Genomic DNA, 12,787 nt, shown 5'->3' with positions numbered 1-12,787 from the left:
CCATCATCGCGCAGCCGCCGGGGCGCGGCGCAGGGCCTCGGCGAGCAGGTCCGGCGCGGCCGAGTCCAGCCAGTGGATGCGCGGGTCGCGGCGGAACCAGGAGCGCTGCCGGCGGACGAAACGCCGGGTGGCCCGGACCGTCTCGTCGCGCGCCTGCGCGTCGGTCAGCTCGCCGGCCAGCAGGCGCAGCACCTGCTGGTACCCCAGCGCCCGGCTGGCCGTACGCCCCTCGGGCAGGCCGCGCCCGACCAGCTCCCGGGTCTCGGCGACCAGGCCGTCGGCCCACATCCGGTCGACCCGCAGCGCGATCCGCTCGTCGAGCGCGGCGGTGTCCAGGTCGACGCCGAGCTGCACCGACGGGTAGTACGGGGTGGGCTCGGGCAGGGCGGCGGTGAACGGCGCACCGGTCAGCTCGATCACCTCCAGGGCGCGGACGATCCGCCGGCCGTTGCCGGGCAGGATGCCCTGCGCGGCGACCGGGTCGGCGGCGCGCAGCCGCGCGTAGAGGGGGGCCGGGCCGCTGGCGGCCAGCTCCGCCTCCAGCCGTTCGCGCAGCGCCGGGTCGGTGCCGGGGAACTCGAAGCGCTCCAGCACCGCCCGCACGTAGAGCCCGGAGCCACCGACCAGCAGCGGCACCCGCCCCCGGGCCAGGATGTCGTCGATCGCCGCGCGGGCCAGCCGCTGGTACTCCGCGACGCTGGCCGGCTCGGTGACCTCCCAGATGTCGAGCAGGTGGTGCGGCACCCCGTCCCGTTCGGCGGGGGTGAGCTTCGCGGTGCCGATGTCCAGGCCCCGGTAGAGCTGCATCGAGTCGGCGTTGACCACCTCGCCGCCCAGGGCGTGCGCGAGGGCGATGCTCAGCGCCGACTTGCCGGCGGCGGTCGGCCCGACCACCGCCAGGACCGTGCCACGCCCGCCGTCGCCGCCCGCGCCCGGCCCGCTCACGCCGGGTGCGTCGCCGCCCGCGCCGGCCGCTCCCGCACCCGACCCGCTCGGCCCGGTCCCGCCCGGACCGGTCAGGCCGGCGCCGCTCACGCCCGGGCCGGTCACGCCGGCTCCCAGTTCGCGACCAGGTAGGCGACGCCGTAGGGCGCCTCGTGGTAGGTCAGCTCGCCGCGCCAGGGGGCGTCGGTGGCCTGCACCGCGCCGGCCAGCGCCTGCCAGGGCGCGCGCCCGGCGACCCGCAGCTGCGCCGAGAGCTGCGGGTCCAGGCCGAGCAGGGCCTCGGCGTCCGCGTCGGCCAGGGCGCGGGCCACCCCGTCGTCGTACGCCTGCGCGCGCGGGTCGTCGTAACCGGGGGCGTGCCGGCCCCGGCAGGCCGACCCGTCCCCCATCACCAGCAGCGCCACCCGGTGTCCGGCGGCCTCGGCGAGCAGCTCGGTGCCGAAGCGGGCGCACTCCGGCGGGGGCGCGTCGGCGGCCACCGCGCGGGCGAACCGGGGCAGCTCGGTGCGGGAGCGGCCGATCAGCCACGCGCCGATGGTCAGGCTCAGCGGGAGTCGCTCGCCCCCGGCGCAGTTGACCTTCCACAGCCGCACGTCCCCGTCCACCCCGTACACCCGCAGCGTGCCCCGCTCGGCGGGGTGGTAGGCGATGCTCTGCGGCCCCGCGCCGACCAGCAGGATCAGCTCCGGCTCGGCGGCGATCAGCCGGGCCACCGCCGCGTCGCAGGCGGCCCGGAGGTCGTCCAGCTCCCCGGCGGCGGCACCGGCGACTCCCGGCACGAGCAGGGGCGGGTGGGGGCAGACGGCGGCGGCGACCAGAGGCACCCGCCCACCGTAGCCGGACCCGCCGACGGGTCCCCACGCCGATCCGGTCGTCGGGGGCCTAGGACACCGTATGGTCACGGTCGACGACAGGCGGTCGACGCAGACGGGGTCGGACCTGTGACAATGCCGTGAGTAACTTGGCTGCGCCGTGGCGGCGTTCGCGGGCTCGTCCCGTCGACGCCGGGAGATCGAGGATGGGCACATGAGCGACTGGACGGCCTTCGGACGGGTGGACGCGGACGGCACCGTGTACGTGAAGACCGCCGAGGGCGAGCGGGTGGTCGGATCCTGGCAGGCGGGAGCCCCGGAGGAGGGGCTCGCCCACTTCGCGCGCCGCTTCGCGGACCTGGTCACGGAGGTGGACCTGACCGAGGCGCGGCTCAACTCGGGCGCGGCGGACGCCGGCCACTCGTTGGCGACGGTGCGTCGGATCCGCGCCTCGCTGGCCGAGGCGCACGTGGTCGGCGACATCGACGCGCTGGCGATCCGGCTGGACAAGCTCGCCACGGTGGCCGAGGAGAAGGCCGGCGAGGCTCGCGCGGCCAAGGAGGCGGCCCGGGGTGAGGCCCTGGCCCGCAAGACCGCGTTGGTGGAGGAGGCGGAGCTGCTGGCCGCCGAGTCGACCGGCTGGAAGACCGCCGGGGACCGGCTCAAGGAGATCCTCGACGAGTGGAAGACCATTCGCGGGGTCGACAAGAAGACCGACGGGGAGCTGTGGAAGCGCTTCGCCGCCGCCCGCGACGGCTTCACCCGCCGCCGGGGCGCCCACTTCGCCTCGCTGGACTCCCAGCGCAAGCAGGCCCAGCAGGTCAAGGAGGAGCTGGTCGCCGAGGCGGAGAAGGTGCAGGACTCCACGGAGTGGGCGGCCACCGCCAACCAGCTCCGGGAGCTGATGGCCCAGTGGAAGGCCGCCCCGCGCGCCTCGAAGGAGGCGGAGCAGAAGCTCTGGGAACGCTTCCGGGCGGCCCAGGACGCGTTCTTCACCCGCCGCAGCGAGGTCTTCTCGGCCCGCGACAACGAGCAGCGGGTCAACCTGGAGCGCAAGCAGGCGCTGCTGGCCGAGGCGGAGGCGCTCGACGTCGACGCCGACCCGAAGGGTGCCCAGGCCCGGCTGCGCGACATCCAGGCGCAGTGGCACGAGGCCGGCCGGGTGCCCCGGGAGGCCGCGACCGGGCTGGAGCGGCGGCTGCGGGCGGTCGACGAGAAGGTCCGTGAGGTGATGGACTCGGCGTGGCGGCGGACCACCAAGGAGGAAAACCCGCTGCTGGCCCAGATGCGCTCGCAGGTGGCCGAGGCCGAGGAGCGGCTGGCCCGGGCCCAGGCCGCCGGGGATGCCCGGCGGATCAAGGAGGCCGAGCAGTCGCTCGCCTCGAAGCGTCAGTTCCTCCAGTTGGCCGAGCAGGCCGGCTGAACTGCACGTTGTTGAAATCAGCGGCCGACCAGACCAGCTGAGCTCGACGTTTTCGAAAGCCCCGGTCCTCTCAGAGAGGAACGGGGCTTTCGGCTGTCCGCTCTCGGCACCGCAACGAGGGGTGCGGCCAGGGCTCGGGCGGACGCAGGTGACGGATCCAGGACAGTTGGCCGCGTCCCGGCGACACGTCTTCTAGGGTTCCGAGAACGCCGCTGACACGGCCGCAATCCCAACGCACCATCAGTTGCGGATGACCGGGAGATTCCTTGCCCCATCCCAGTTCCGACAACAAGCGTTCGTCGCCGACTCAACATTCGTGCGGTGTCGCGGTCCTCTCGGCGGTCAGTTCGTGGGCGAGCTCGACGGCCTGCTCCACCCGGTACGCGGGGGGCAGCAGCAACCGGTCAGCCCGCAGTTCGCGCAGGAGCGGAATGTGTCGCACCGGCCACTTGCTTGCCATGAGAAGGTCGTAGGCGTCCGGGTGCTGATTGAGGCAATTCCCGGTCTCCATGAGGCCGCCGAAGTAGACCTGGTCCTTGATGAAGCCGCCCGGAGCAGAGGTGTCGATCAGCCCGCGCTTGACGCGTGCCGTGATCTCGAACGCCTCCGCCACGTCGGTGTGCTCGATCAGTCGGTCCACCACCGCGCGGAACCCGTGCTCCAGGCCGGCATGGCAGGCGAGGTATCGCAGGGCGTAGCGGCGCCGCACCTCGGGCGACAGCAGGCCGGCCGCGCGTTCGTGCCAGGCGGCCAGTCCTTCCTCGGTCGAGAGGTAGCCCGGCGGGCCGACCGCCAGCAGTCCCAGGGGTTGACGCTCCGCGTTCGCCGAGCGGAAGACGTGCGTGCCGACCTCGTGCACGATCAGCCGGCGCAGCTCCGACGTACCGAACACGGCGTCCGCCCGGACGCTCACCCGTCGCTGGGAGCTCAGCACGCTCATCCGCGCGACCATGTGCTCCCGCACCTGGACCGACCAGGTGGCCAGTCCGGCGCGGTCGAGGACGGCGGCAAGCACCGCACGAGCCTGCTCGGCCGGCCACGTCGCGCCACCGTGCTCGGTGTCGGCCGGGCTCTGCACCACGGCCAGGTCACGCAGCGCGGCGGAGAGCACCGTCTCGTCGGGCGTGCCGTACTGCCGCAGGGCGTACGCCGTGGTCTCGGCGGGGCTGCGGGAGCACAGGGCCTGGTACGCCTGCCGGGCAATCTCGATCTGGTCCTCGAGCAACGCCCGCCACGGCGGGCCAGCCGGGAGCAGGTCGGCCGCCTCCCGCAGTGCGTCGGTCGGGTCCGCCGGTGGCTCGGCGTATTCGAAGACCGGATCGCTCGCGCCCACCGCGGGATACGCGGCCAGGAACCGCGCCCGTGCCGCGGCCAGGTTGAGCGGGGTCACCTGCCGCATGTACTGCACCCGCCCGACAGCCGCGACCACGGCGGTCGTCGCCCGGTCGAGTTCGACGATCCAGTCAGCCCGCATCGGCGGATTGTCGCACCGACGGATCGAAGAAGGTAGCCCGGTCAGGCCCGGAACAGGGGCCCCCGGCGACGAACATCAGAGAAGGGGTGGCCGATGGAGAACGCCGAGTACCTCGCCGGGGAGGCGATGCTGGCGCAGGCCTGCCGGACGAACGGGACCGCCGACCTGGCCGGCCTCGACGACCGTACGGTGCGGGCCGAGGTCATCGAGCAGTTGCTGCTCGCCCCGGACGCGGCCGATCTCCCGGTGCGCGGGATCAGGCTGGCGAACGCGCTCGTCACCGGTCCCTTGCGACTCAACGGCGCCCAGGTCAACTGCCCACTGGTGTTCGACGGGTGCGATTTCTACGAGCTGCCCGAGTTCCGGGATGCCCAGCTCCTGAGCCTGGCCATGCCCGGTTGCCACGTGCCCGGTCTGGACGCCGAAGGACTACAGGTGCACGGCTCCCTACGACTACAGGGCTCCACCCGGCTCGGCCGCCGCTTCGTCAGCACGGGCCAGCTGAGCCTGCTCGGCGCCCGGATCGGCGGGACCCTCTATCTGCGCGATGCGGACCTCAGCACGCCGGACGAACCGAAGGACGTGTATCCGCTCAACGCCAGTCGACTTCAGGTGGCCCACCACTTCTCCTGCACCTCGACCCGGGTCGACGGTCAGCTGCGAATGATCAATGCGAAGGTCGGCGGCGTCGTGAACTTCCGCGGCACGACGATTCGGCGGCCGGGCAAACTCTGCCTCCAGGCGGAACGGTTGGAGGTCGGTGAGAGCATCTGGTTCGGTAACAAGTTCACGGCGGAGGGCCGGGTTCTGCTGAACTACGCCCGGGTGGGCGGCACTGTCGATCTGGCCGGCGCTCGGCTGCTCGCTCCCGAACAGCTGACCGAAAGCGAGGGACCGGCCGCCGGCACGATCAGTTTGCGTGCCCTCGGCATCAGGATCGGCCGCGACCTCCTGGTCACCAAGGGCTTCCACGCCGAGGGTGGGCTGGAGTTGACCTCGGCGAAGGTGACCGGAAAGCTGTCTTTTCGCGGCGCGGAGAAGTGCGGCAGCGGCGAACGGATCGAATTGTCCGGCGTATCGGCCGGGACGATGGAGCTGCTCTTCACCAACCGGCCGAGCGGTGAGCTGAATCTTCGCAACGCCCACACGGAGCTTCTCGTCGACGATCCCCGCAGCTGGCCTGAAATGATCATTCTCGATGGCTTCAAGTACGGCCGACTGCAACCGGAATCCGACGTGTCGATCGCCCAGCGACTCGACATGGTCCGCCGGGGTATGCAGGGCTACCTGCCACAGCCCTACGAGCAGCTCGCCACGGTGTACCGGTCGGCCGGGCAGGAACAGGAGGCCCGGCGGGTGGCGATGGCCAAGGAGCGGGCTCGCCGCAGCAGGCTCGGCCTACCCGGGCGCGCGTGGGGCGTCGTCCTGCAGGCCACTGTCGGCTACGGCTATCGCACCTGGTTGGCCGGCCTCTGGCTGCTCGGGCTCACCGTCGTCGGCGCGGTCGCGTTCGGCCACGGGCAGGCGACCCCGATCGTCGACCGGCCGCCGCCGTTCCAGGACGTCGTCTACACGCTGGACCTGTTGCTCCCCATCGCGGATCTCGGCCAGGAGAAGGCGTGGCAGCTGGGCGGCGCACTGCAGTGGCTCACGTGGACGTACGTCATCGCCGGCTGGGTCCTCACCACCGCCGTCATCGCCGGGCTCACCCGCGCCCTCAACCGTTCGTGAGCTGACCCGGCGGGCCGTCGGTCGCGGCGGGGGTGCCGGACAACCGGCGCTTCGCATCGGGCGTGGTCTCCACCGAGGGCGCGGGTCGGATCTCGGTCTGACCCTGGCAGCCAGGTCGGGGCCCGCCGTCGCGGCGGGCCCCGAGCGGCGTCAGTGCGCGGCGCAGCCCGTCGTCGGCGCGGCCGTCGCCGCCGGCACGCCGATCGTGGGCAACCCGAGCGACACCCCGGGGGTACGCGGGGCCCGCCCCGCCTCGGCGGCGTCGCCGGCCCGGGTACGCCGGTGCGACAGCGGCTCACCGTCGGCGTTGAGGTGGTGCGGGGCGGCGTACGTGATCGTGGTCCGCACGATGTCGCCGGGGCGGATCCGCCCGGCCAGCGACCCGGCGTCGAAGTGCACCAGGCGACCGTCGCGGGCCCGGCCCGACATCCGGCCGGTGCGCTCGTCCTTGCGCCCCTCGCCGACGGCGACCAGCACCTCGACGGTCTCGCCGACCAGCCGCCGGTTCTCCGCCCAGGTGATCTCCTCCACGGTGGCGATCAGCCGCTCGTAGCGCTCCTGCACCACCTGCTTGGGCAGTTGGTCTCCCATGGTGGCGGCCGGGGTGCCGGGGCGCTTGGAGTACTGGAAGGTGAACGCCGAGGAGAACCGGGCCTCGCGGACCACGTCCAGGGTGCGCTGGAAGTCCGCCTCGGTCTCGCCGGGGAAGCCGACGATGATGTCCGTGGTGATCGCGGCGTCCGGCATCGCCGCCCGGACCTTCTCGATGATCCCCAGGTACTTCTCGGAGCGGTACGAGCGCCGCATCGCCTTCAGCACGTCGTCGGAGCCGGACTGCAACGGCATGTGCAGCGAGTGGCAGACGTTCGCCGTCTGCGCCATCGCGTCGATCACGTCGTCGGTGAAGTCCTTCGGGTGCGGGCTGGTGAACCGGACCCGCTCCAGCCCGTCGATGTCGCCGCAGGCGCGCAGCAGCTTGCCGAAGGCGTACCGGTCGCCGAACTCCACGCCGTAGGAGTTGACGTTCTGCCCGAGCAGGGTCACCTCCAGCACGCCCTCGTCGACCAGGGCGCGGACCTCGGAGAGCACGTCGCCGGGGCGGCGGTCCTTCTCCTTGCCGCGCAGGGCCGGCACGATGCAGAACGTGCAGGTGTTGTTGCAGCCCACCGAGATCGACACCCAGCCGGCGTACGTCGACTCGCGCCGGGTCGGCAGCGTCGAGGGGAAGACGTCGAGGGACTCCAGGATCTCCACCTCGGCGGCGGCGTTGTGCCGGGCGCGTTCCAGCAGCACCGGCAGCGAGCCGATGTTGTGCGTGCCGAAGACCACGTCCACCCAGGGGGCCTTGCGGACGATGTCGCTGCGGTCCTTCTGGGCCAGGCAGCCGCCGACGGCGATCTGCATCCCGGGGTGCTTGTCCTTCACGGGGCGCAGGTGACCCAGGTTGCCGTAGAGCCGGTTGTCGGCGTTCTCCCGCACGGCGCAGGTGTTGAACACCACCACGTCCGGGTTACCGTCGGTGTCGGCGACGCGCACGTAGCCGGCCTGCTCCAGCAGGCCGGAGATGCGCTCGGAGTCGTGCACGTTCATCTGGCAGCCGTACGTGCGCACCTCGTAGGTGCGCGGGCTGCCCGCGGCTGCGGTAGTCATGGCCCCGACAGCGTATCCGCACCGAGCCGATCGACCCGCACCGAGCCGTTGGACCACGAGCTGAGCCGATCGACCCAGCCGTTCGACCCCGAGCCGAGGAGGAGCCGTGTGCCGCAGCATCAAGACCCTGCGTGAGCCGTACGTGCCGGAGGTGACCCACGCCGACGTCGAGGCGGCGGCGTTGCAGTACGTCCGGAAGGTCTCCGGGTTCCGCGCGCCGGCCGCGCACAACGCGGCGGCGTTCGACGCCGCCGTGGCCGCCGTCGCCGAGGCCACCGCGACCCTGCTGGCCCAGTTGGAGGTGCGTGGCGGCAGCCGCCGACCGGCCGCCGGCAACTGACGCGGGGCCGGGGCCGGGGCGCCGCCGGCCCCGGGTCGCCTCAGGCGGCGGCCAGGGCGGGGGCGATCGAGTCCGGGGCCCACCGCGACCGGGGGCACCGGGACCAGCCCCGACAGCTCGGGTGGGCCAGGGTGCAGAGCCGCTGGCCGCTGAGCACCTCGCCGTCGTCGGTCTCGCGCACGTCGAAGTGCACCGGGCGGATCGTGCCGGCCGGGGCGACCAGCAGGTGCCGGCCGGCGTCGAGGGTGTCGTCGCGCAGCAGGCAGTCGCGGCCGAGCAGCCGGGCCAGCGCGGCCACCCCCGGCAGCTCGGCCAGGTCCTCGGGAACCCCGTAGCAGTCCAGCACCGTGCCGAACTCCCCCGGCGTCCGCCAGACGTCGCAGACCACCGCGTACGTGGGCAGCCGACCCGGGTCGGCCACCGCCAGCGGCATCACCACCCGCCCCAGGGCCTCGGCCAGCGCCGGGTAGACCTCCACCGGGGGGACCCCGTCGATTCTCCAGTTCCACAGCTCGGTCATGCCGCCTCCTCGCTGCGTTCGTTCCACCGGCCTCCGGATCGGGCCCTACCCACGATGGTGGGGGGCATTTGCCCGCAGCCGGGGGCAAGTTACCTGTCTGTGACCATTCCGGGCAAAATTTCCCTACTCACCATCGCCGGGAGTGGCGGAAAGATGACAGATCATCGGCTATGGTGCCCACACGGCGCGCCTCAGCGCAGCACCACCATGTGCTCGCCGCGCGGCAGCAGCTCCCCGATCACCGTGGCCCCCGGCAGCTCCCCGGCGACCAGCAGCCCACCCGAGGTCTGCGCGTCGGCCAGCAGCAGCCGCTCGGCCTCGTCGGCCGCGCCGAAGTCGGTCCACGGAGTCACCCAGTCCAGGTTGCGGCGGGTGCCGCCGCTGACGTACCCGTCGCGCACGGCCTGGCGCGCGCCCGGCAGGTAGGGCACCCGGGCCGGGTCGATCGCCACCGTGAGCCGGCTGGCGCGGGCCAGCTTCGAGGCGTGCCCGAGCAGCCCGAACCCGGTCACGTCGGTGCCGCAGCGCACCCCGGCGGCGACGGCCGCGCGGGCGGCGTCCCGGTTCAGCGCCACCATCGAGGCGACCGCCTCGGCGAAACGCTCGCCGGTGGCCTTGTGCCGGGTGTTGAGCACCCCCACGCCGAGCGGCTTGGTCAGCGACAGCGGCAGCCCGGCCCGCCCCGCGTCCAGGGTGATCAGCTCCTCGGGGCGGACCACGCCGGTGACCGCCAGGCCGTACTTCGGGCCGTCGTCGTCGACGCTGTGCCCGCCGGCCAGGTGGCAGCCGGCCTCGCGGGCCACGTCCTGACCGCCGCGCAGCACCTCCCGGGCCAGCTCCAGCGGCAGCCGCTCGCGGGGCCAGCAGAGCAGGTTGAGCGCGACCAGCGGGACGCCGCCCATGGCGTACACGTCGGAGAGGGCGTTGGCCGCGGCGATGCGCCCCCAGTCGTAGGCGTCGTCGACGACCGGGGTGAAGAAGTCGGCGGTGCTGACCAGGCCGGTCCGCTCGTCGAGGCGCACCACCGCGGCGTCGTCACCGTGGTCGAGGCCGACCAGCAGCTCGGCCGTGCCGGAGGCCGGGCCGAGCCCGGCGACCATCGCCTCCAGGTCGCCGGGCGGGATTTTGCACGCGCAGCCGCCACCACGGGCGTAATCGGTCAAACGCACCGGTCCGGTCATCCCCTCATGGTCTCCTTGGAACGCCGTGGACGCCACCCCGACGGCGGGTTCGTGGCAAAATTCGGACTCCCGACGACGATCGTCACCGCTGTTACCGCACCGTGACCAGATGGGTTGCGTTCTGCCACGTCAGCCCGCCTACAGTGGCCGGACCGGGGGTCGACCGACCGCACCGGCGTACGCGACGACAGGGACGGTGGACACGTGACGACGGGCGAACCGCTCATCGTGCTGGACGGGGTCAACAAGTACTTCGGGCCGCTGCACGTGCTGCAGGACGTCTCGCTCTCGGTCGCCCGGGGTGAGGTCGTCGTGGTGATCGGCCCGTCCGGCTCCGGGAAGTCGACGCTCTGCCGGGCCATCAACCGGCTGGAGCCGATCAACTCCGGCACCATCACCTTCGACGGCCAGGTCCTGCCGGCCGAGGGGAAGGCGCTGGCCAAGCTGCGCAGCGAGGTCGGCATGGTGTTCCAGTCGTTCAACCTCTTCGCGCACAAGACGATCCTGGAGAACGTCACCCTCGGCCCGATCAAGGTCCGCAAGGAGAAGCCGGCGAGCGCGCGCGAGCGCGGGCTGGCCCTGCTGGACCGCGTGGGCATCGCCAACCAGGCCGACAAGTTCCCCGCCCAGCTCTCCGGCGGCCAGCAGCAGCGGGCGGCAATCGCCCGCGCGCTGGCCATGCAGCCCAAGGCGATGCTCTTCGACGAGCCGACCAGCGCGCTGGACCCGGAGATGGTCGGCGAGGTGCTGGACGTGATGACCTCGCTGGCCGCGGAGGGGATGACCATGGTCGTGGTCACCCACGAGATGGGCTTCGCCCGGCACGCCGCCAAGCGGGTCATCTTCATGGCCGACGGTCAGCTCGTCGAGGACGCGCCGCCGGCCGAGTTCTTCGCCAACCCGCGCAGCGATCGCGCCAAGGACTTCCTGTCGAAGATCCTGACGCACTAGGCGTCCGTACGTGGAGCGCGTCGTCCCCCGGCGGGCTCCGTCGAAGAAGGAGAAATGTATATGCGTATGAAGCGCGTGGCGGCCGTCGCCATGATGGCCTCGCTGGCCCTGTCGGCCGCGGCCTGCGGCAAGGAAGGCAGCCCCACCCCCAGCGGCGGCGGCAACGCCAACGGCGCCCAGGGTGACAACTGCACCACCTCGGGGGTCACCTTCACCCCGAAGGCCGACGCCAACGTGGCGGGCAGCCCGACGTTCGAGAAGATCAAGAGCGCCGGCAAGGTCACCGTGGGCGTCAAGTTCGACCAGCCGAACCTCGGCTACAAGGACGCCCAGGGCAAGCGCTGCGGCTTCGACGTCGAGATCGCCCAGTACATCGCCAGCACGCTCGGCGTCGACCCGGCGAAGATCGAGTACAAGGAGATCGCCTCCGCCAACCGGGAGACCTCGATCAAGGGCGGCGAGATCGACTACTACGTCGGGACGTACTCGATCACCGACAAGCGCAAGAACGACATCTCCTTCGCCGGCCCGTACTTCATCGCCGGCCAGGACCTGCTGGTCCGCAAGGACGAGACGGCGATCACCGGCAAGGACACCCTCAAGGGCAAGAAGGTCTGCTCGGCCACCGGCTCGACCCCGATCCAGAAGGTCCGGGACGAGGGCCTGACCGAGGCGAACAACATCGTCGAGTTCAAGACCTACTCCGAGTGCGTGTCGCAGCTGCTCGACAAGAAGGTCGACGCGGTCACCACCGACGACGCGATCCTCAAGGGCTACGCCGCGCAGAACCCGGACGGGCTCAAGGTCGTCGGCCAGCCGTTCAGCACGGAGAAGTACGGCATCGGCCTGCCCAAGGACGACAAGGCCCTGCGCGACTACGTCAACAACCAGATCGAGGCCGCGGCCAAGGACGGGACCTGGCAGCGGGTCTACGACGGCACGCTGGGCAAGTCCGGCGCGTCGGCGACCCCGCCGCCGCTCGAGCGTTACTGACCCACGGTTCACCACGTGACGCGGCGCCGGGCGGGGTCTCCCCCGCCCGGCGCCCTCCCGAGGACTGAGAGCGAGGCATGGGCGAGTTCTTCCGCGTCCTGACGGACAACTGGAGCCTGTACCGGGAAGGGTTCCTCAATACCGTTCAGCTGTTCCTCATCGCTGCGGTCGGCAGCCTCGCCCTCGGCATCTTCCTCGGCGCGATGCGGGTCTCTCCCGTGCCGGCGATGCGGGCGTTCGGGGCGACCTACGTCAACATCATTCGGAACACCCCGCTGACGCTCGTCTTCGCGTTCCTCGTCTTCGCGGTGCCGAAGCTGGACGTCAACATCGACTACTTCGCCGCCGCCTGCATCGCGCTCACCGTCTACACCGCGGCGTTCATCTGCGAGGTGGTCCGCTCCGGCGTGAACACCGTCGCCACCGGCCAGGCCGAGGCGGCCCGCGCGCTGGGCATGAGCTTCGCCCAGGTGCTGACGCTGATCGTGCTGCCGCAGGCGCTGCGGGCGATGGTGCCGCCGATGATGAGCGTCTTCATCGCGATGCTGAAGAACACCACCATCGCGGCCGGCTTCTCGGTGCTGGAGGCCGGCGCGATCCCCGCCTACATGGCCGAGCGGGGCGAGCCGCAGTTCGCCGTCCTGCTCTGGATCACCATCGGCTTCCTCATCCTGATCCTGCCGCTGGTGGCGTTGCAGCGGTTCATGGAGCGCAAGTGGCGGGTGGCCCGGTGAAGCTTTCGCGCCCCGCAGTCGTGAACGGAGGGT

At 72.0% G+C, this 12,787-nt stretch carries 12 protein-coding genes; 6 read left to right on the top strand and 6 right to left on the bottom strand.

The genetic code is table 11. From position 1 onward, the window contains the following. Positions 1-3: 3 nt before the first annotated feature. Positions 4-1,020 (bottom strand): tRNA (adenosine(37)-N6)-dimethylallyltransferase MiaA, encoded by a 1,017-nt coding sequence (miaA, locus tag ACLQ2V_RS10615; RefSeq protein ID WP_425718342.1) that lies wholly within the window; start codon positions 1,018-1,020, stop codon positions 4-6. A gap of 26 nt (positions 1,021-1,046) precedes the next feature. Continuing rightward, complete coding sequence (locus ACLQ2V_RS10610) at positions 1,047-1,769, bottom strand: class III extradiol dioxygenase subunit B-like domain-containing protein (RefSeq protein ID WP_425718210.1); 723 nt, start codon at positions 1,767-1,769, stop codon at positions 1,047-1,049. 202 nt (positions 1,770-1,971) lie between these two features. On the opposite strand from ACLQ2V_RS10610, the gene ACLQ2V_RS10605 reads away from it, so the two are divergent. Further along, entirely contained in the window at positions 1,972-3,180 is a 1,209-nt protein-coding gene (locus tag ACLQ2V_RS10605; RefSeq protein ID WP_425718209.1) for a DUF349 domain-containing protein, read from the top strand. Between the two features lie 307 nt (positions 3,181-3,487). Here the strand turns inward: ACLQ2V_RS10605 and ACLQ2V_RS10600 are convergent, their stop codons facing one another. After that, positions 3,488-4,654: a tyrosine/phenylalanine carboxypeptidase domain-containing protein gene (locus tag ACLQ2V_RS10600; RefSeq protein WP_425718208.1), complete on the bottom strand. Its 1,167-nt coding sequence runs from the start codon at positions 4,652-4,654 to the stop codon at positions 3,488-3,490. Positions 4,655-4,747: 93 nt separating this feature from the next. Here ACLQ2V_RS10600 and ACLQ2V_RS10595 point away from each other — a divergent pair, with 93 nt between their 5' ends. After that, entirely contained in the window at positions 4,748-6,385 is a 1,638-nt protein-coding gene (locus ACLQ2V_RS10595) for a hypothetical protein (RefSeq protein WP_425718207.1), read from the top strand. 150 nt (positions 6,386-6,535) lie between these two features. Here the strand turns inward: ACLQ2V_RS10595 and miaB are convergent, their stop codons facing one another. Next, the gene (gene miaB, locus ACLQ2V_RS10590) at positions 6,536-8,035 is read right to left on the bottom strand and encodes a tRNA (N6-isopentenyl adenosine(37)-C2)-methylthiotransferase MiaB (RefSeq protein ID WP_425718206.1); all 1,500 of its coding nucleotides are present in this window, start codon (positions 8,033-8,035) and stop codon (positions 6,536-6,538) included. A gap of 106 nt (positions 8,036-8,141) precedes the next feature. On the opposite strand from miaB, the gene ACLQ2V_RS10585 reads away from it, so the two are divergent. After that, positions 8,142-8,375, top strand: a complete 234-nt coding sequence (locus ACLQ2V_RS10585) for a DUF2277 family protein (RefSeq protein ID WP_425718205.1) — start codon at positions 8,142-8,144, stop codon at positions 8,373-8,375. A 40-nt stretch (positions 8,376-8,415) separates the two neighbouring features. On the opposite strand, the gene ACLQ2V_RS10580 is transcribed toward ACLQ2V_RS10585, so the two are convergent. Both ACLQ2V_RS10580 and selD read right to left on the bottom strand, forming a co-directional pair. Next, complete coding sequence (locus ACLQ2V_RS10580; protein WP_425718204.1) at positions 8,416-8,895, bottom strand: hypothetical protein; 480 nt, start codon at positions 8,893-8,895, stop codon at positions 8,416-8,418. 191 nt (positions 8,896-9,086) lie between these two features. Continuing rightward, positions 9,087-10,076, bottom strand: coding sequence for a selenide, water dikinase SelD (selD, locus tag ACLQ2V_RS10575; protein WP_425718203.1), 990 nt, complete (start codon positions 10,074-10,076; stop codon positions 9,087-9,089). A gap of 204 nt (positions 10,077-10,280) precedes the next feature. Here selD and ACLQ2V_RS10570 point away from each other — a divergent pair, with 204 nt between their 5' ends. The 3 genes from ACLQ2V_RS10570 to ACLQ2V_RS10560 all read left to right on the top strand — a co-directional run bounded on the left by ACLQ2V_RS10570 (position 10,281) and on the right by ACLQ2V_RS10560 (position 12,754). Further along, the gene (locus tag ACLQ2V_RS10570) at positions 10,281-11,027 is read left to right on the top strand and encodes an amino acid ABC transporter ATP-binding protein (RefSeq protein ID WP_425718202.1); all 747 of its coding nucleotides are present in this window, start codon (positions 10,281-10,283) and stop codon (positions 11,025-11,027) included. A gap of 60 nt (positions 11,028-11,087) precedes the next feature. Further along, on the top strand, positions 11,088-12,020 hold the full coding sequence (locus ACLQ2V_RS10565) for a glutamate ABC transporter substrate-binding protein (protein ID WP_425718201.1): 933 nt from the start codon (positions 11,088-11,090) through the stop codon (positions 12,018-12,020). 77 nt (positions 12,021-12,097) lie between these two features. Then, positions 12,098-12,754, top strand: a complete 657-nt coding sequence (locus ACLQ2V_RS10560) for an amino acid ABC transporter permease (protein ID WP_425718200.1) — start codon at positions 12,098-12,100, stop codon at positions 12,752-12,754. The last annotated feature ends 33 nt before the right edge of the window (positions 12,755-12,787 follow it).

It is taken from the genome of Micromonospora sp. DT233, assembly GCF_049841815.1.
Taxonomy (GTDB): Bacteria; Actinomycetota; Actinomycetes; order Mycobacteriales; family Micromonosporaceae; genus Micromonospora.
This window is presented reverse-complemented; position numbering and strand designations above follow the sequence as displayed.